Source organism: Bacillus cabrialesii, assembly GCF_004124315.2.
GTDB lineage: Bacteria > Bacillota > Bacilli > Bacillales > Bacillaceae > Bacillus > Bacillus cabrialesii.
Map to the genome: position 1 here is coordinate 1,296,481 of NZ_CP096889.1, position 17,556 is coordinate 1,314,036.

Sequence of the window (17,556 nt, forward strand, 5' to 3'; positions counted from 1 at the left end):
AGATAATGAACCAAAATATATCGCCAGATAGTTTGGCAATTTTGTTATTGTGTTCAAATATTGGATTGAACAGCTTAAAAGGTAAAGAAACCAATTATAAGTCATTTAGTGATAAAGAATGGATTAAATTATCGCAAAGAATTGTTAAGTCTGAGGTGAAAAGACCATCAGCCTTGTTTAATTTGAGTCAAATAGAAATCCAAGATTACCTACAATTACCTATAAATACTGCGGAACGAATAAAATATTTACTCGGTCGAACAGGTAGCTTAACTTTGGAGCTGGAAAAATTAAGTAGTATGGGGATATGGGTAATTACTCGAGCTGATCCCGCCTATCCAAAAAGGCTAAAAAAAATTCTTAAATTAGATTCACCTACAATTTTATACGGGGCAGGGAAAATCGATTTATTGAACGATCAGGGTATAGGTATTGTAGGATCTAGAGATGTGGATGACCAAGGGGCTGTTTTTACCGATAGATTGGCCAGAAGATGTGCTAAAGAAAAATTTACTGTGATTTCCGGTGGATCAAGAGGGGTGGACTTGACTGCACAAAATGCAGCTCTGGAAGAAGGCGGGAAAGTTGTAGCGGTGCTGTCAGATAGTCTAGCTAAAACCGTTCAAAAAAAAGAAATATTAGAGCATATCCTAAAAGGTAATTTACTTTTAATATCGGCTTACCATCCAAATTCTAGATTTTATAGTTACTCAGCTTTAGGTAGAAATAAACATATTTATGGCCTTTCAAAATATACAGTGGTTTCTTCAAGTTCAGCAGGCAAAGGTGGTACTTGGAAGGGGGCAATCGAAAATCTCGAAGCTAAATGGGTTCCTTTATTTGTAAGAGATGAAGAGGGAGTTCCTAACGGAAATATTGAGCTTATCAGCAAAGGTGGAATTGGAATAGGAACTAAGGATTTAAAGGAAGCTGAACGCTTGGAAACTTTATTACAAACACGAGTATCAAAACATATTAATAGTGAAGAAAATAATGCTTCTTACGAGAAGCGCACTAATATAAAAAAAACTATAGATTTATTTAACGTGGTATGGCCTTATATAGAGAGGGTGTTAAATAAGCCACGTTCAATAAAAGAGTTGTGTATGGAACTTAATATTGAGGAGTCCCAAATGGATGTATGGGTCAAAAAGGCTTATTCAAAGGAAAAAATAAAGTATGTTGATGAAACAAAAATTATTTCAACAGTGTTTTTTAATAAACAAGAGCACCAGAATCGTCAGATAAATATATTTGAGTTGCCCACTGACTAAATTAAAGGGAGAATTAAATTTAATCACTAGGCTATCTAGTAATTTTACTTTTATATTAAGAAATTTAGGCACCCAACCTATATTGTTGGGGGCCATTAAGTTATGACCACATCTCGACCACGAAACATATAAAACCGTATATTATTTTATTTCTACTTTAGATAATAAAAGTTGGATAAACCTTAATTTAGCAAGGTTTGTTTTATTCCATGTTTTTTCATATTATAAACACACATAAAAGAATGTAAGAAGTATGGTCTTAAAGGTGTTCGTCGTGCAACTCAGTTTTCCAAACGTTAATTATCAACATTTTAAAGGTTCTCAGCCATCCTGGTTGGGGGTCTTTTTTATGGCTGATTAAAATTAAAATGGAATTTCTGTTGTTTGTAAAAAAAGGTGGGTTTTTCCTGAGATAATGCCTAGTTTTCTATTTCATACTAAAGGTGAGTGTTTCTAATTAAAAGGAGGTTTTTCGAGTGAATCAAACACTTAATCTGTGTGCCCAAATGAACTTAACCGATGATCAATTTGTCGATGCGGCTCGCCTAGCAATTCTAGAGAATCCTGAAAATGCGCCTGATGCGGATGTTATGGCAGGTGGAGACGTTGACAGCTACGAAATGGCTGTACAAGTCAAAAAGAAATGGAGCAATGGTAGAACACTGCGAGTTCGTTTTCTTGACGGAGATCCTGTTGTTCATGAAAAAGTCAAACAATATGCTAACCAATGGAGCCGCTATGCAAATATTAAATTTGCGTTCGGCAATGACCCCGATGCTGAAATTCGAATTTCGTTCCAACAGGAGGGTTATTGGTCGTATGTCGGAACGGATAATCTGGCTATCCCTAAAAATCAAGCAACAATGAATTTCGAAGGATTTAACCCAAATACTTCTGAAGATGAATTTTCTCGCGTGGTATTGCACGAATTTGGTCATTGTATAGGTGTCTCGCATGAACAATCTAGTCCCGGAGCAAATATCCCTTGGGATAAGCCTGCTGTCTACGAATATTACAAGAAAAGGGGATGGCCGCCAGAAGTAGTTGATCATAATGTATTGGCCAAACTTGATCCACGGAAAGAGAAGATTGCATTCACTATTCATGACCCTAAATCCATCATGCAGTATCCTGTTCCAAACGAACTAACCATTGGAGATTATGAAATTGGTTGGAACACTACTTTGTCGGAAACAGACAAGTGGTTTATCGGCAAAATGTATCCTCTTGGAGCGGGAGCTGTTCAAGACGCCGAAATCGAAAAGTCAGCGGTTGCAGCTGCAATTACCGAGAGTGACCCACAAAGCTCTTTTGCTGAAAGGGGCTAATTTGTCTAAATTCAGATACGAGTGAACCTCGATCTTCTCTTGAGATCGGGGTCCTTATACAATAAGAGCACATCTAGGAAAAAAGGAGGCTTTCCTATGTCAACGATACCGCTTAACTACTGTATCCAAATGGTCTTACCTGAGGACAAACAGGTCGAAGCAGCCCGGCTGGCGATCTTAGAGAACCTAGCAAATGCGCCGGACCATGATGTCTCCGCAAGAAGAGACATTGACAGCTTTAAAATGGCCCTGATCACCGGTAAGATGTGGGCAAACGGACGTACCCTCCGTGTTCGCTTTCTTGACGGAGACCATGTAATCCAAGAAAAGGTCCAAACCTATGCCCAAGAATGGAGCAAATACTGTAATATCAAATTCGACTTCAATAACTCTCCTGAAGCTGAAATACGGATTACATTTAAAGAACCAGGGAACTTTTCTTATATCGGCACGGATTGCCTCGTAATCCCTAACGACCAACCAACTATGGGTCTCCCGTTATCCCTTAATACCCCAGAATTAGAATTTTTAAGATTTGTACTGCATGAATTTGGCCATTGTATCGGATTAATGCATGAACATGTTAGCCCGAATGTAGACATCCCTTGGGATAAAGATGCCCTTTATCGTTACTATAAGGAAAGATTAGGTTGGTCCGAAGAAATGATCAACAGTATCTTTTTTACAAAGCTCGATCCAGGAACATCTATCTACAGCGAATTCGACCCGAAATCCATTATGCAGTTTCCTGTACCAAATGAACTAACAATCGGGGATTTTGAAATCGGTTGGAATACGACACTTTCAGAAATAGACAAGAAGTTTATCGGTCAGGTATACCCCCGATAATTCCTACTTTTATGAACGTTATAATGGAAAATGGAAGGAGAATCTGTTATGGAAACGTATGGCACAGGCTATATTCCCAGCCCCATTGACAAACGGGACTTGATTATGGAGGGGTTCCTGCCCCTTGTTCTCCTGACGCCTGAGATTGATTATTCGACTAACAAGGTGGAAGTTCGATTTCAAGGAACGAAGGATACCTGCGTCGGTTTTGCCTTTGCTGCAATGAAGGAGTATCAGGAATTGAAGGAACACAAACGTTACATTCAATTTTCTCCGTTATATCTATATCAAAAATGCAAAGAGGTCGACAATATCCCGGATGAAGGTACGCATCCACGTGTTGCGGTCAAAATTCTTCACAAGGAGGGTATTTGCGAAGAAAGTTACCATCCTTACAAAACGGAGGAAGGTATCCCACCCCTACCAGGTGCCGAGGAAAATGCTCTCCAATACCGTATCCATGCATACGCTCAATTGACCAATGTTCAGGCTATGAAGAGAAGCCTTTCGGTAAATGGTCCGTTTGTAGCTGGGTTGCCCTATGTGATGACCGATTGGCTCGTAACCGCTTCAATAGATGGTATGATTCCGATGCCGCAAAACGAGTCGAAGCTGAGGACTGGGCATGCCATTTGTATCGTCGGCTATGACGATGACAAACAAGTGTTCAAATTTCAAAACTCTTGGGGACCAAAATGGGGTGATGGTGGATTCGGCTATCTGCCTTATGATTATATGGAGAAATACTGTAAAGAAGCCTACGGAGCCACTGACTTAGTTCATAATCCAGAAGCCCTTGTTAAACAAAAAGAGGCAGTTCTCCTTGAACGAGGCGAGGAATTTGTCGTCAGCCGGGATGAAGCGGACCGCTATGGAATCCAGTAAATGAGGTTATAATTATGATACAAGCAGGACTTGAATCTAATGGACAGACGGTTATGGTGCAGGTGCAAAAACAACTCGAAATCCTTCTCCCTTCCAACCCAACCACGGGTTATATGTGGGTGGAGGTAAGAACCACAGATTTGCAAAACTTGCGATTGGACAGTTCGGATTTAATCACGGATGGATCTGTTAAACAGTATGGAAAAGGTGGGCATCAACGCTGGCTGTTCACTGCTGTCAGTCCCGGTCAGAGTAACATTTTGTTTCAGTACCAACAGCCTTGGGATGAAACGACTGTGGATCAAACATTCTTTTTGACCGTTGCTGTCACTGAATGAAAAAAGCCCTTCTAAATGAGAAGGGCGCAAGCACTCACACCTTAGTTTTAATACCCGCAGTGTTATTATAAAAATGAAGCTCTAAGGTATTACTGGGTAAGTTTGTGTTTGTTTTAGGATTCTTTACAACTTATTAAAATTTTTATGGTTACATTTTTCTACTGGTTTAACTGAATGCCTATTTTCATCTGTACACCAAGATTGGGATTGGAGAGCTAGAAAAATTGCTATCCATCTGTTTTCTTGTTCAAAATGTATTAAGATTCCTCCGTCTTGCCATATTCCGTTATCTTTTTTCCAGGGCCCCACATTTCCTTGGTTCATATGAATATCATGTATACCATTACTAGGTGAAAAATTAAAATACTTATCTGGCTTATTTTCCTTTGGCCCCCATTTATCCCCGAAAGCATATATTATAGGCTGACGTATCAATAGCTTGCTTAAAATAATGCTGAATTTTTTCATTTAAATCGTTATCTGGACCCTCTGCATCAGCCGGTAGGGGAATCATTTTACTAGGATCTAATAAATTTCCCCTTATATAATCAAGCCCGATGTCGAGATTATTATTCTTTATAGAAGTAAAACCAAATTCTAAATCAGGTAACTTTGTAATGTCTTCTGAGTTGAAATCTTCACCAACAAAATATAGTACTTCTGAAGGGTGAGCCTGGGATTTTATATTAATGGCTATTCGATATTTAGTACCCTCCTCATCCTGGATAAGTACTTGAAAATGAGGCTTGTCTCCTCTTCCTATCATAGTTTCGACTGCTTTACCCTTTAAAACCCCATATTTTTTAAAGGCAACTTTCATTCCCCTGTTTCATAAATTAAATAAATTTATTTAATGCTTATAGTGTCCTCCAAACTATTCTTCCCGAGTATCTCTAGATTATGTTACTTTACTCGGGAAGCGCAGCAGATGAGCTTTGTTATTTAATGATGTAAAGGGTTTCATTTTAAGGTGTAAATCGATAAAAACATCAGTAAGCCCCATGACTTCGAAAGAAAATCTGGAGCATATATCATATAGTATGGCTAGAGTTAATTTATTTTTGACCACATTCTGACCACCAAACGTATAGAATGGTATATTATTTCATTTTATTTTCAGCTAATAAAATTGATTAAACCTTGATAGAACAATACTTGTTTTATTTTGTGTTTCTCCATATTATCTGCCTAAATAAAAGAGCGTAAAAAATACGGTCTAAAAGTTGATTATTGTGGAAAAGCGTAAGGAAAAGTGCCCTACCCAATGCTCATAATTTTGCTCATAGACATTTTTTCTTCTATTTTAAAATATTTTAAGTGAAAGATGAAAAGCCTATAATATCAGTGATTTTATAAACCTATTTTCTTCTATAATATAAATATACCTTGATGAACGGGCGGCATGATGCTATCATCATAAACCCCTGAAAAATAGGGGTTTTTAAGTGGATAAAAGAAAAATGCTCATACTTTTGCTAATAGTAGCAAAAATAATCACGTACGTATTCGCCCATCGGACCAGCTACGTTGGTGAATTAATTCTTCCTGCCCGATGAGAACTACCGTCATACTAATTCCCGAGTGATCCGTCGATCCGTCCGATTGTTCCCCGTGCTTTGCTATTCAAAAAAAGTGACCGCTTCCCAGTGGAATACCGAAAAACGGTCTCAGTCTCAGGGATAATAGTGGTCGGTTGCGTCAGTCGTGCAACCCCGAAGAAGAACATGCGCTCACTTCAGCGACAATGACAATCGAGGAGCGAGGATACGTTATATCATGGACGTTCATGATTCGATAATTGTCCACTCTATCATCAAATCGAAACACATCCACCATTAGTCGCATAAAGGCAATGTACTGGATAGCTGCAACCACAAGAACTACAACCACAGTGACAAACCAATCCATCAACCAGCTTAGGATTTGGTTTAGCTCGCGGGGAAGCGGAGTCTCTAACTGGACATCAATCTTTTGAGGATCAATGTATACGGATGGTATAAGCATCACGCTGGATTGCCCTTCGCTTGGGGAATCGGAAAGCACGCTAATACTCCATTCCGTGTGCGCGTCCATGATCGACATAGAATACCCTACCGTTTCTTTGATAATCGTGTTTTTCAAGATAGGATCCCGAAGCCCCGCCGTTAAGCTGCCCCCTCCGCCAACGGTGACCGGAGCCGCAATACCGTTACGCACGACTTGAATATCTCCGATTTCCGTTTTGAAGTAATTTTCAACACTTGCGTATAACGAGCCCCCCTTAGATTTTTTAGACTTATCCCCCGATCTCCGGTGAGGCGTAGCTAGGACATTCAAGGCCGCCTCGCTGAAGGCGAGGGAAATCCAGCGTCGAGCATCCGGTATCGTTTTTTTCATCCGGGGAGGAAAAGCAATATCCTCCCTACAAATACACGGCGGTGGGAAATGATGCGATATAAGCGTGAACAAAGGGAGCAGATAACCGACCTCCTCTGAACCAGTGTCTGTATCTACAGTAACCGATCTATACTCGAATCTTCGAAAGATAAGCTCATACCCGTCAGACCGATTCCAAGAGTTGGTCATAGGCGCCTCGACGACCAAAGAGGAGAAGTATTGAGATATCCCTTTACCGGTTCCCGCGATCATGTTCTCAATGGTTTTCTCCAAAAACCGAATTAAAGCATCATTAGTTCCGAAATGTTGGATTACCGACACTGGATCGATGATCCGTGTGTCAATGCCGGGTTCCATCATGCTTCCATCCAGTTTTAACTGGAAGTACGGCGTAACATCCGACCGTCCCACAGCCATGTCTGGATCTGCCAATATGGTAAAAGAAACACGTGTACGGCTGATTCGATGTTCTGTTGTCCCGCTGTCTTTGTATACATCCAAAAAAAGGGCTACGTAGATACGGATTTTCTTCTTCGATACATCGACAAAAACTTGCATCGGTACGTGGTGAGACGGTGTTACCCCGTAATAAAGCTCATCCTGCGTTTCAATTGGATATCTTGAACCGATTTTATTGTAAAGCCCCATCGCAATGCCATCCGCAATACAATACTCGCTAATCCCGACACAGACGGGGGCCTCCACTCTAGCTGATGAAAGCAATTCGTTCGTAACATCGCCCAGCTTCGAAGAAGTTAATAATCTTGATACTGTAACACTCGATTGTTGTATATCCAAACGAGTGTACTTATTTACCTCTTGATCTTCCAGTTGGTACATATGGGTCTGAACTAGAAGAAGTCTGCCATCGGGGGAAACCTGGGAAATTGTTCCGACGTCCTCAGGTGATAGTTTCACTTGATGAACCGTCCTTGCGGTCGTTTTATCCCATATTAACACGACGGCACTCTCGGTTTGCGTTGAAACGAACCAGTTATCGCCAACATTAGAGGGATGAGAATTATGGTAAAAACCGTAGCCTATCTTCCCCTCGTATATCTCACCTATCCTTCCTCCGGTGTCTGCAGACCACCGAATAGTGTCGATTTGCGACTCACCGTATTGAAGACATTCCAATAAGGGGGTATCAATGTATGAAGCTAATATCTCTTGACCATCATGGTCGAACATCATTTTGGTTAAATACTGCCCTTGCGGACTTGGAATCGAAACAATCCGTCTTCCTGAGTCGACCTCGTACACCTCAATGGGGCGATCCAATTTCTTGCTATAAGCAAGTTTCTTCCCATCGAACGAGATCGCAGGGTTTAGACTAAAATCAGCTCCCTGAAATCTCGGTCCGATCGCTTCCCCATTTCTTGCGTCCCAAACCTGAATGTTCCCATCCGAAGAAGTTGACATCAAACGAGACCCATCCGTCCGATTGAATACAATGCTAGTTATGGCGCTTTCATCTGCCTTCCATTGAAGGCCTGTCGGCTCCCCCTTCTCGAGGTCCCAGATTTGAATATATCCCTTCTGATCTCCAATGGCTAACTCATGGTTGTTCAGCGGGCTTACAGCAATGGATTTAACCGAATAAGGCGGATGAAGGACTCGTATCGTATTTCCATTCTCATCGCAATACTGAATCGAGTATGTACTAGGAATGATAATATGTCCATCATTCGTAACCGCCGACTCGCCAAAGTACGCAAGTTCATCCCCATCTCGATCAAATTGCGTTTTGATGCTCCTGTTCTCCAAATCTACGACGGTGATCCGAATGTTCCTTGCCAAAAACATCACTCCTTTTCCGAAACGTTATTAGATACTCTGTTAACATTTTCTTAATACAACATCCTTATTCAGGAATTTGTATTATTTTTTGAGACACCTAAAGGGTATGAAGGAAGTAGGTTAAGGAGGCAGCACATTGAAAATCAAAAGTAAGAAAAACAGGAACATAAATATTCATTGGAGGAACTGCTTGCTTTAAAGAAAAAAGGGTGCTCTTGCCTCTGGAGCATCCCTTTTTGGTATAGAGAGGGAAAAAAAAAGACATGTCTTTTTTCTAATTGAATAAGGAGTTCCGTTCTTTAACCAAAAATCCTTTTCCCAGCCTATACTTTTTAAACATGTATCTACAATTAGTAAGTGCAAACTCGATCTGTTCTTATAAAAGGGCCAATCTGTCGATAAACCCAATTGTTGTTTTCAAAAACATAAACATATGGTGCTACTATGAGTGTACCATAAGGGTCAGTTGGCGACGATTTAGCACAATACATAAAGTAACCATCTGGTGCAAATTGTTGTGAAGCTGGTGGATAAAACCCATGTGGTTGGCCGTACATACCCATCACTTCCTTCCTATAAACTTTACTGTCCAGTTTATGAATGAAATTTTAATATGGTATTTTGTACATTTTTAAATGGGTCAATGTCCACAAAAGAAAAGCTCACCTATAATATCACCAAAGGAGTAAAGTCCTGAATTTTATCTTGGACCCCCTAAACCACATTTAAGAAAATAATAGCCGTTAGTCTTTTTTAGACTAATAGCCAAGTTAAAAATGCTCATATTTTTGCTCATAGTATTTTTATATTGTAATTAAGATTATTTAATAAATTAGAAAGAAAAGCGGTAATACCAAGGTTATTTTATAACGATTTTTTTGTATTAGACCCCTTCATGAATGGGCGGCATGATGTAATAAGATACGATTGAAGCTATCTTGTCGTCTGTACTAATTTTTTGATTTATCAGTCTCAGTAAATCGCGATTTGCAGGTGAACATTCAGTATATTTTCTATATGTCTATATTCAGCACACAAGACATATAGAATAAGGAGACATTTGGTGGTAAATTGGTGGCAACATTTATCATGCTGCCACCAATAACATCTGTCTAAACCATATTAATTTAAAAATAGAGCCTATTAAATCAATGTCTTCAAACTCAAACTGTTATAATCCGACTCACTTTCCTACCTTGACAGGGTAGTGGTCGCTGGTTCGAGCTCAGTCGGAATCATAGCTTAAACCCTTGCGCAGCAAGGGTTTTTTACTTTTTATAGGGGCTGTCGGTTTATTAATGCGGTATATGATTTAAATGGAAACCCAGGAATAAATATTGAGTTGAGAAGATAAAATAAAAACCCCATTTCTAAAGTGCAAAATGGGGGTATTTCTTAATATCATTTTAAGTTGCTGCTCTATCTGCGACCTTATAAGTGGACAGCTCAGAAAGAGCATATGAAGCGCTAGATACTCCAACAACGCCAAGCAAGAGCGCTAAACAAATTGCAATTTTACGTTTTTTCATTTAAATGTTTCCCCCTTTGAATTTGTTTGCGTGCTTCAATTGCCATTTGATAAAAATCGACCGCATCATGTCTGTCTTCTTTGTTGGTCAAAAAATCAGCAACAGCGTATTCTTCCATATCACCGTAAAGGTTTTTCTCTTTGAAGAACTTGAACACTTCTCTAAGTGTTTGTAAGTCGAATGATAAATAAAGACTTTTAACCAGTTTTAATTTCTCGGTTACTTCCTGGTTGTTGTGTCGGGCAGCAACCTTCTGACCTTCCTGGTATAATTCTAATGCAGTCTTTAAATCATTTTTCTTTGCTCTGACATATGCCAGGTTAAAAATCGCTTTGGACTCATAAATGTGTTTTCGATCCTTATGAATTTCATAGGAAATTTGAAAATATTTCTCATCATTGTCAAGTTATTCAAGGTAATTATAACATAATTCCACGTTAAAATGAGCTGAACCAATTAAATGTTGCTCCCCTATTTTTTAGCATCATTTAAGGCTTTTTCAGCTGTTTCTAAAGCATCCTCATAACACTGATAAAAGGACGATTATACATCATCCATCTTAGAGCCACTTCCTATCATAATTTTTATTTCGATGCTTCGTTTGGTAAAAGAGAAATTGATAAGCCAGAATTTTAATGATGGATTTCAATAAAGAATTTATAAGAATGCAGCGAATTAAAGTAAACATGACGGACAAACTTATAGGGAATAAAAAGAAGAAAGGAGGATGAAAATGAAAAAATGGCTGCAAATCATAAGCGCGTTGTGTCTATCCAGTCTTGTATTAATGGGCTGTAATAATGATCAAGACAATAATGATAATGATAACAATACTCCAGATGTTGAGGAGAACGATCAAGATAATAACGGCAACAACCAAGATACTGACGATAACAACGCTCCAGGTGTCGATGAGGATGATACCATCAATCAAGATGATGAAAAAGATAATGATCCTGATCCTGAAGATCCAGTTGAGGATGCTGAAGATACCGATAAAGATAGAAAAGACGAATAAGGAAACTGTACAAATCATTGTTTGAAAAAAACCCGCTCTCAGTTTAGAGGGAGGGTTTTATCTCTTTGCACTGGATTTTAAAGACTGGAACGAAAGCAAAACTAGAAGTAATAAAAGAAGCCCTTCTTACGGACCTATAGTGTTTAAGGTGATGTTATTTTTGCTCAGCGGCTTGTTTAAGAACCGCTGTTTATAAACTTAGTGTGTGCTATAAAATTCTCTTTTTTTCAGTTGTTTAAATACTCATCCAGAGCGACTTTCGGAGACTCTGTATCATGGAAAATGCTCATTCGGGTGATGTCCAATAGGATCTCTCGCAGAAGGCAGAAAAACTAACAGAAAACTGCTGAAGAAGTTGGAAAAATAAGCATTAAATCCTTTTCTGGATATGGTAAAATTTATGTTGGAGAATGAAAAAACACAATTCGGTTGGTAGTCCGGATGCATTCATTATAATGTCAGTAACCTTCCCCTCCTCGGGATGTCCATCATTCTTTCGTATCTTTTATGAGGAGGGAATCGTTATGAAATTAACGGTTTACTATGATGGCCAGTTTTGGGTAGGCGTCATTGAAGCAGTGAACAGTGGAAAGCTAAGAGCCTTTCGCCATGTATTTGGCAAAGAGCCAAAGGATCCTGAAGTATTAGATTTTGTTCATCACCAACTCTTACATACCATCTCCCAAACTGAGCAGGAAGGAGTCAGCTTAAAAGGCCAACCCCAGAAGAAGATCAACCCAAAAAGATTGCAGCGTCAGGTTTCAAAAGAAGTGAAACACGCGGGTGTGACTTCTAAAGCTCAAGAAGCGATAAAACTAGAGCTTGAAGCAAGAAAACAAAAGAAAAAGCAATGCACGAAAGAAATGCGAGAACATGTAAAAGAGCAGAAGTATATTCTAAGAAAGCAAAAAGCGAAAAAGAAGCATAGAGGTAAATAATTCAAAAAAAGCAGGGATAGGGCCTGCTTTTTTATGTTATAACGTAACTCCAATGCATAAAGTCTTTTGATTTATGGTCCAATGTAAACCCTAATTTCTTCAAAATATGTTGTGAACCTAAATTATCATGTTCACATCTTGCCGTAATGCGATTCACGATGTCTTGGCTTAATGCCCAGTTGATTAATTTTCGGGCAGCCTCCGCACAATAACCATTGCGGCGATGGCTTTTATTTGTTGCAAAACCGATTTCAATCATGCCGTTTGTGTCTGGATCGCCTAAAAATCCGGTTCCTCCAACAATTTCATGATTGTGCTTTTTTAAGATAAGCCATGAATCAAATCCTTTCGTTCCGTTGTTTTCAACTAATTTTTCACGGAAATAAGGTATGGCTTCAAAAAAATCAGGATCAGGCCATTCGCCATTTGTTTGATAACCCATATCTTGTATAGCCTGGTGATTTCGTTTAGATGCGGCGTCGAGAAGGGGAATATCAATCGTTCTTAGCAATAAACGATTCGTTTCAAGAAGAACCATATGGCTATCCTCTTTTCTTTTTACTGGAAAATCATAATAACATTATACAGAAAATGAGGAAGAACATTTTGTTTGCGAACATAAGGGGAGCAAACTTTCTGCCTCACTGCCTTGAAGACAAGAAATCACCTCATACATTAATCCAAAATGGGTAGGAAAAACGCTTGTGTCAAAGCAGCATTCCTACCCGTTTTTCTGTTTCTGCTAAAAACATTATTTTGTTACCTTTTCGCAATCAAATAAAGCGATAGGGCTCTTTGGGTTTGAACAGGATTATGAATGATAATGACCCATTGGTTTCTTCTCCTTGGAAAGCTTGCAATTGCATACAATGGAGCGGTATCACGCGGAGTAAAACCGCCATTTACCACGTTTATATCTCTTCCCTCGAGATAACAAACAAGGTATTCACCGGGATTTATGACCTGTTGGTTCGTCCATGCGTAAGAATAAAAGCCGTCTCCGAGATCCTCAGAGGCAGATGGCGGGATAAAGCCATCTACATTCAATGTGATTTCTCTTCTTCGCTGTCTTTCTGAAAAGTCTGGACTTCTTTGCGTGTTAGGAGTATGTGAAAAGTAAGGAATTAACGCAGGACCATAAAAATAATGATACAAAGCAACCACTCCTTAATTTTACATTCATACAAATTGTATGTTGCTGCATTTCGTTCATTCCTTTTTGTTTGTGTTTTGAATTTCTGAGGTTTTTCTCTTTTTGAACATGCAGGTTAGTAGAATATGTCTGTTTTCGGTGATAGTATTTTATATATTGATGATGTATTTTTAATGATTGATAGCGGGGGAATAGTATGGCGAAAAAAATGGCAAAAACCAATGCGGTTCGAATGGTAGAACAGCAGAACATCTCCTATGAGTTGTTAGGTTACGAAACAGAAGGCGGCCAACCGGCAGATGGCATCACCGTTTCTGAAAAAATCGGATATCCTGTCGAGTATGTATATAAAACTTTGGTGGCAACGGCAGGAGCAAATCGTTATTACGTCTTTGTTGTACCCGTTGCTGAGGAATTAGATGTAAAAAAGGCGGCCAAAGTAGCAGGAGAAAAGAAAATAGAAATGATTGCAATGAAGAAACTTTTAGAGGTAACTGGATATGTTCGCGGCGGCTGCTCACCAATTGGCATGAAAAAATGGTTCCCAACCTATATTAATGCAGCCGCTGAAACACTAGATTTTATCATTGTCAGCGCAGGAAAAATCGGCATGCAGCTCAAAATAGCGCCACAAGATTTAGCAAAAGCATGCGATGCCTCATTTGCAGAAATTGTATAGATGGCAGGCAATGAGAATATGAATATAGTGTAATCGAAGAAGCTTAGTCACATAGACTAAGCTTCTTTGGCATCTCGTTCAAATATGATTTCAAAATAAGCAGCTGATCCATACGCATCGATACTGGGAGCAAAAATCTGAACGAATTTCCAGCCTCTATTCGCATAGTCGTGGATGATTTGCTGGTAGTCTTCTTTAGGCCGTCTTCTCATTGTACTCAGTTCAACTCTAACGAATTCATACTCTTTCATCGTTTCATCCCTCCTATTAAGGTATACGTAAGAGTGAGGGGGATGTTCCAAAAATCTGGTAAAAATTGAACCGTAACAGTTTGTTTATTTCTCCGCCAAACCAATCATTGCCATATCGAGGCTTGCATAATTGCCGCATAACCCCTCAGGAGTTAGGGGAGCCATTGAACTTACGGATTTTGTTTTCATGATTCGTAAGTTTTCCGAACCTCGGATTCTGTGAAATGCAGATTTGGTAAGTTCTTAACACTAACCCTGCCTGACTGTCAGGGAATGCCATACCAAATTCCCATTGTTTTTCTTCATCTTAATAAGCATACAAACCGAACAAAATGATCAAGAAATCAAAAAGGCACTTCATCAGCAGTCCAAATGAATCTCTTTCTTATTAAATTTGACTGAGTAGATGAGTAAAAAAAGTGTGGCCAGAACATATAGAAGAGAGAGGATCATTAACATACTCATAACAGGATAGTGTTTAGCAGAATAGATGAAAAAATCAAGCTGAGAAATTTGCTTGGGACTGGTGATGGTATCAATTCCATTAAGGTGTTTTGAAATTTTAGCAGTATAGTTCCAATCAAATCGATCTGAAACAAGCTCGCTTCCTTGATACCAATTGACAGCGGCTAAAAACAGAAAAACCATAAAAGAACATCCAAGCTGCACAATGAAAAGCATGCCTTTCATTTTTATAAACCCCCAAATCATTGAACATAGAAAAAACCAAACAATATATTACCATGATATGGTTATTTGGTGCAATTACTCTTTCTGTTCTTACATGCTAGATAAAGACAAAGTCTATTTTTTTGTTTGTTTTTGGCTTATAATACCTGATGATGGAAAAAGATTTCGGTTTTATAGACTGGAGATTCAGATGTATTTTTTAGCAATTTTATTATTGTACTTTAGTTTACACCCGATAGCAGGCTGGGGGACGTACTGTCTTTTCGTTTATGGATTTATTTTTTCATGTATTGGTTTTAAGAAAAAAGTGCATTTTCCGATTCACTTATTAAGGATACTATTTATTTTTTTCATGCCAGTATGTAATGTTCTGCTGTTTTTATTTTCATTAGGAGAGAGTACAGCAGCAGACGGTTCAAGCTATCCGCCGCTTAGTTTATCGCAAAAGATCTGTTTTTTCTCGGAAGCAGTTTTCATCTGTTCGCCTGAGCTTTACAGATGGCTTAATAAAAAAACTGGGATTTCAATTAATCAAAACACCCAACGCTGAGGACACGGTTTGTATCAGGCTGGACTGTCCCTCATCATTTATTTTGTATTTCAGTAATCATTTCAAGAAAGCGATGGTATTTCATGAACAAAGAAACGCTAAAAAACATACTCATGATTTTTACAATATGCGCAAGCCTTCGAGAAACCGATGGTATGCGTATTGCTGATAGCTGGATTTTGAGTGAGATCGTCCGATTTTTGATTTGTATGGCTGTGTTTTTTGCCGTGACATGTCTATTAGAGGCTGTTTTACCAAACAAAAAAGGGTCACATTAATGTGTGACTCTTTTTGCATCATCTGATCAAAAACATGACAAATGAATCAATCATCATGATCAAAAACAGCAAGCAAAAATAAATGAGCGAGTAGACAAACATATCCTTTGCCCACTTCACGTCATCGTCTGTTTTGAATCCCTGGATGCTTTTTTTGATCCATATGCCTCCGAGGACCAAGGCAGCTAAGAAATAAAATGGGCTCAGATGGCCGGTGCCGAGAGAAAAAGGCAATAATAGCGTGACCGGCACCAAAACTGCAATATATCGGATCATTTTTACTTTCGTTATATGATTTCCTTTTACAACAGGCAAGAGCGGAACACCCGCCGCCCGATATTCCTCTTTGCGCCTGATTCCAATCGCCCAAAAATGCGGGGGCTGCCACAGAAACATAACCGCATACAACAGCACTGCCACCATACTGATTTCTCCAGATACGGCACAGTACCCCATCAACGGCGGCGCGGCTCCAGGAAAGCTCCCGGCAAATGTGCTCCACACAGAGGTTCGTTTCACCCATACTGTATAGATAATCGCGTACAAAATAAAGGCGGCCAGTCCGAGAAGGGCAGTTAATGGATTGAGGGAATACAGCATTGCAAGACCAGCGATCCCTAAAACGGAACCGTACGTTACAATCATGGCTGGCGACATTTTCCCAGTGACTGAGGCCCTGCTGCGGGTGCGTGCCATTTTTGCGTCCATATGCCGATCAAAAAAGTTGTTATAAACAGTGCCGGAAGCCATGACAAATGCGGTTCCAAGCATTGCTGTCACCATCGTCATCAAAAAGGCCATCCCTGATAATGGTTTATCTGCGCTTGCAAACGCGATCCAAAATCCGCCGAAGGCTGCTATTGAGTTTGATATGATAATGCCGGGTTTTGCAAGTTTAATAAAATCGTAAACTGTTACCCGGTTCGAAGCTTTTATGTATTTTGTTTCAGATATGGCTGCGGAATCTCTTGCATTCTCCAAAAATAGACGCCTCCCCCAAAACTCCATGCTGCTGTTATCGTAACAAGAGGGCTATGGAATCACAATTATTTCCTATATTTGTCATGGTATTGTCATTTTTAAAACAAAAAAATGGGGAGCTGGACTGCCCCCATTTTGGTAAAAGGCGCTTAATATCAGTAGCCGCCGCCGTATCCTCCACCATATCCTCCGCCATATCCTCCGCCGTAACCATACCAAGGGTAGTAAGGCGGGCGTGGGCGCGGGTAATAGTAAGGCGGACGCGGATAAAACGGATAGAACGGTCTTGGGTAATAATAAGGCGGATAAAATGGCGGTCTCGGACGCGGATAATAATAAGGCTGTCTTTCATCATAAGGTGTAATTTGTTCAAATGTCTGTTCATTTAAAGGAAAATCCAAGAGGAAAACCTCCCTAGTTTTTTTATTCTTTTTACCATATTCTTGATGTGGGAGTTGGGTGTATGTACATTCGTAAATTCGGATTTTTTTATGATGAAATCCCTGAAAAAGGATTGACAAGAACTTCTAAATCTCATAGTATTACAAATGTGAAATAAATGTTACTCTAACGTTACAAAAGTATTTCAAATAGATGCAGTTCTCATTGATGAAGGATAAATCGAAACGGTTATGAAAG

The 17,556-nt window shown here is 39.3% G+C and carries 18 protein-coding genes and 1 pseudogene; 9 read left to right on the plus strand and 10 right to left on the minus strand.

Features of this window, described 5'->3' with window-relative positions; translation table 11 throughout:
• The first annotated feature begins 5 nt into the window (after positions 1 to 5).
• The 5 genes from EFK13_RS06685 to EFK13_RS06705 all read left to right on the plus strand — a co-directional run bounded on the left by EFK13_RS06685 (position 6) and on the right by EFK13_RS06705 (position 4,674).
• On the plus strand, positions 6 to 1,274 hold the full coding sequence (locus tag EFK13_RS06685; protein WP_161568036.1) for a DNA-processing protein DprA: 1,269 nt from the start codon (positions 6 to 8) through the stop codon (positions 1,272 to 1,274).
• Positions 1,275 to 1,750: 476 nt separating this feature from the next.
• Positions 1,751 to 2,602 (plus strand): M12 family metallopeptidase, encoded by an 852-nt coding sequence (locus tag EFK13_RS06690; RefSeq protein WP_240034911.1) that lies wholly within the window; start codon positions 1,751 to 1,753, stop codon positions 2,600 to 2,602.
• Positions 2,603 to 2,698: 96 nt separating this feature from the next.
• Positions 2,699 to 3,451 (plus strand): M12 family metallopeptidase, encoded by a 753-nt coding sequence (locus tag EFK13_RS06695; RefSeq protein WP_129506042.1) that lies wholly within the window; start codon positions 2,699 to 2,701, stop codon positions 3,449 to 3,451.
• A gap of 48 nt (positions 3,452 to 3,499) precedes the next feature.
• On the plus strand, positions 3,500 to 4,336 hold the full coding sequence (locus EFK13_RS06700; protein WP_161568035.1) for a C1 family peptidase: 837 nt from the start codon (positions 3,500 to 3,502) through the stop codon (positions 4,334 to 4,336).
• Positions 4,337 to 4,350: 14 nt separating this feature from the next.
• Positions 4,351 to 4,674, plus strand: a complete 324-nt coding sequence (locus tag EFK13_RS06705; RefSeq protein ID WP_129506040.1) for a protease inhibitor I42 family protein — start codon at positions 4,351 to 4,353, stop codon at positions 4,672 to 4,674.
• A gap of 123 nt (positions 4,675 to 4,797) precedes the next feature.
• On the opposite strand, the pseudogene EFK13_RS06710 reads toward EFK13_RS06705, so the two are convergent.
• From EFK13_RS06710 to EFK13_RS06720, 4 genes and pseudogenes are all read right to left on the minus strand, one after another.
• A pseudogene (locus EFK13_RS06710) lies at positions 4,798 to 5,494 on the minus strand (DUF2278 family protein).
• 878 nt (positions 5,495 to 6,372) lie between these two features.
• Entirely contained in the window at positions 6,373 to 8,850 is a 2,478-nt protein-coding gene (locus EFK13_RS06715; protein ID WP_129506039.1) for a WD40 repeat domain-containing protein, read from the minus strand.
• Between the two features lie 1,406 nt (positions 8,851 to 10,256).
• Positions 10,257 to 10,379 carry a hypothetical protein gene (locus EFK13_RS21065; protein ID WP_263458289.1) on the minus strand — a complete coding sequence of 41 codons (123 nt, stop codon included), beginning with the start codon at positions 10,377 to 10,379 and terminating at the stop codon, positions 10,257 to 10,259.
• Positions 10,366 to 10,497 carry a response regulator aspartate phosphatase I gene (locus tag EFK13_RS06720; RefSeq protein WP_248894269.1) on the minus strand — a complete coding sequence of 44 codons (132 nt, stop codon included), beginning with the start codon at positions 10,495 to 10,497 and terminating at the stop codon, positions 10,366 to 10,368. Before EFK13_RS06720 ends, EFK13_RS21065 begins: the two co-directional genes overlap by 14 nt.
• 615 nt (positions 10,498 to 11,112) lie before the next feature.
• Between EFK13_RS06720 and EFK13_RS06725 the strand changes: the two genes are divergently transcribed.
• On the plus strand, positions 11,113 to 11,397 hold the full coding sequence (locus tag EFK13_RS06725) for a hypothetical protein (RefSeq protein WP_129506037.1): 285 nt from the start codon (positions 11,113 to 11,115) through the stop codon (positions 11,395 to 11,397).
• Positions 11,398 to 11,852: 455 nt separating this feature from the next.
• Positions 11,853 to 12,335: a YjdF family protein gene (locus EFK13_RS06730; protein ID WP_129506162.1), complete on the plus strand. Its 483-nt coding sequence runs from the start codon at positions 11,853 to 11,855 to the stop codon at positions 12,333 to 12,335.
• Positions 12,336 to 12,366: 31 nt separating this feature from the next.
• Here EFK13_RS06730 and EFK13_RS06735 read toward each other — a convergent pair whose 3' ends face one another.
• Positions 12,367 to 12,873: a GNAT family N-acetyltransferase gene (locus tag EFK13_RS06735; protein ID WP_129506036.1), complete on the minus strand. Its 507-nt coding sequence runs from the start codon at positions 12,871 to 12,873 to the stop codon at positions 12,367 to 12,369.
• Positions 12,874 to 13,094: 221 nt separating this feature from the next.
• A complete protein-coding gene (locus tag EFK13_RS06740) occupies positions 13,095 to 13,490 on the minus strand; it encodes a hypothetical protein (protein WP_129506035.1) in 396 nt (131 codons plus the stop codon).
• Positions 13,491 to 13,684: 194 nt separating this feature from the next.
• Between EFK13_RS06740 and ybaK the strand changes: the two genes are divergently transcribed.
• Positions 13,685 to 14,167 carry a Cys-tRNA(Pro) deacylase gene (gene ybaK, locus EFK13_RS06745; RefSeq protein WP_129506034.1) on the plus strand — a complete coding sequence of 161 codons (483 nt, stop codon included), beginning with the start codon at positions 13,685 to 13,687 and terminating at the stop codon, positions 14,165 to 14,167.
• A gap of 56 nt (positions 14,168 to 14,223) precedes the next feature.
• Here the strand turns inward: ybaK and EFK13_RS06750 are convergent, their stop codons facing one another.
• On the minus strand, positions 14,224 to 14,418 hold the full coding sequence (locus EFK13_RS06750) for a DUF4177 domain-containing protein (protein ID WP_129506033.1): 195 nt from the start codon (positions 14,416 to 14,418) through the stop codon (positions 14,224 to 14,226).
• 360 nt (positions 14,419 to 14,778) lie between these two features.
• Positions 14,779 to 15,108: a YjdJ family protein gene (locus EFK13_RS06755; protein ID WP_129506032.1), complete on the minus strand. Its 330-nt coding sequence runs from the start codon at positions 15,106 to 15,108 to the stop codon at positions 14,779 to 14,781.
• A gap of 190 nt (positions 15,109 to 15,298) precedes the next feature.
• On the opposite strand from EFK13_RS06755, the gene EFK13_RS06760 reads away from it, so the two are divergent.
• Positions 15,299 to 15,658, plus strand: coding sequence for a hypothetical protein (locus EFK13_RS06760; protein ID WP_240034910.1), 360 nt, complete (start codon positions 15,299 to 15,301; stop codon positions 15,656 to 15,658).
• 296 nt (positions 15,659 to 15,954) lie between these two features.
• Here EFK13_RS06760 and cyoE read toward each other — a convergent pair whose 3' ends face one another.
• Both cyoE and cotT read right to left on the minus strand, forming a co-directional pair.
• Complete coding sequence (gene cyoE / locus EFK13_RS06765) at positions 15,955 to 16,944, minus strand: heme o synthase (protein WP_129506031.1); 990 nt, start codon at positions 16,942 to 16,944, stop codon at positions 15,955 to 15,957.
• Between the two features lie 128 nt (positions 16,945 to 17,072).
• Positions 17,073 to 17,318, minus strand: a complete 246-nt coding sequence (gene cotT / locus EFK13_RS06770) for a spore coat protein CotT (protein WP_129506030.1) — start codon at positions 17,316 to 17,318, stop codon at positions 17,073 to 17,075.
• Positions 17,319 to 17,556: the final 238 nt, after the last annotated feature.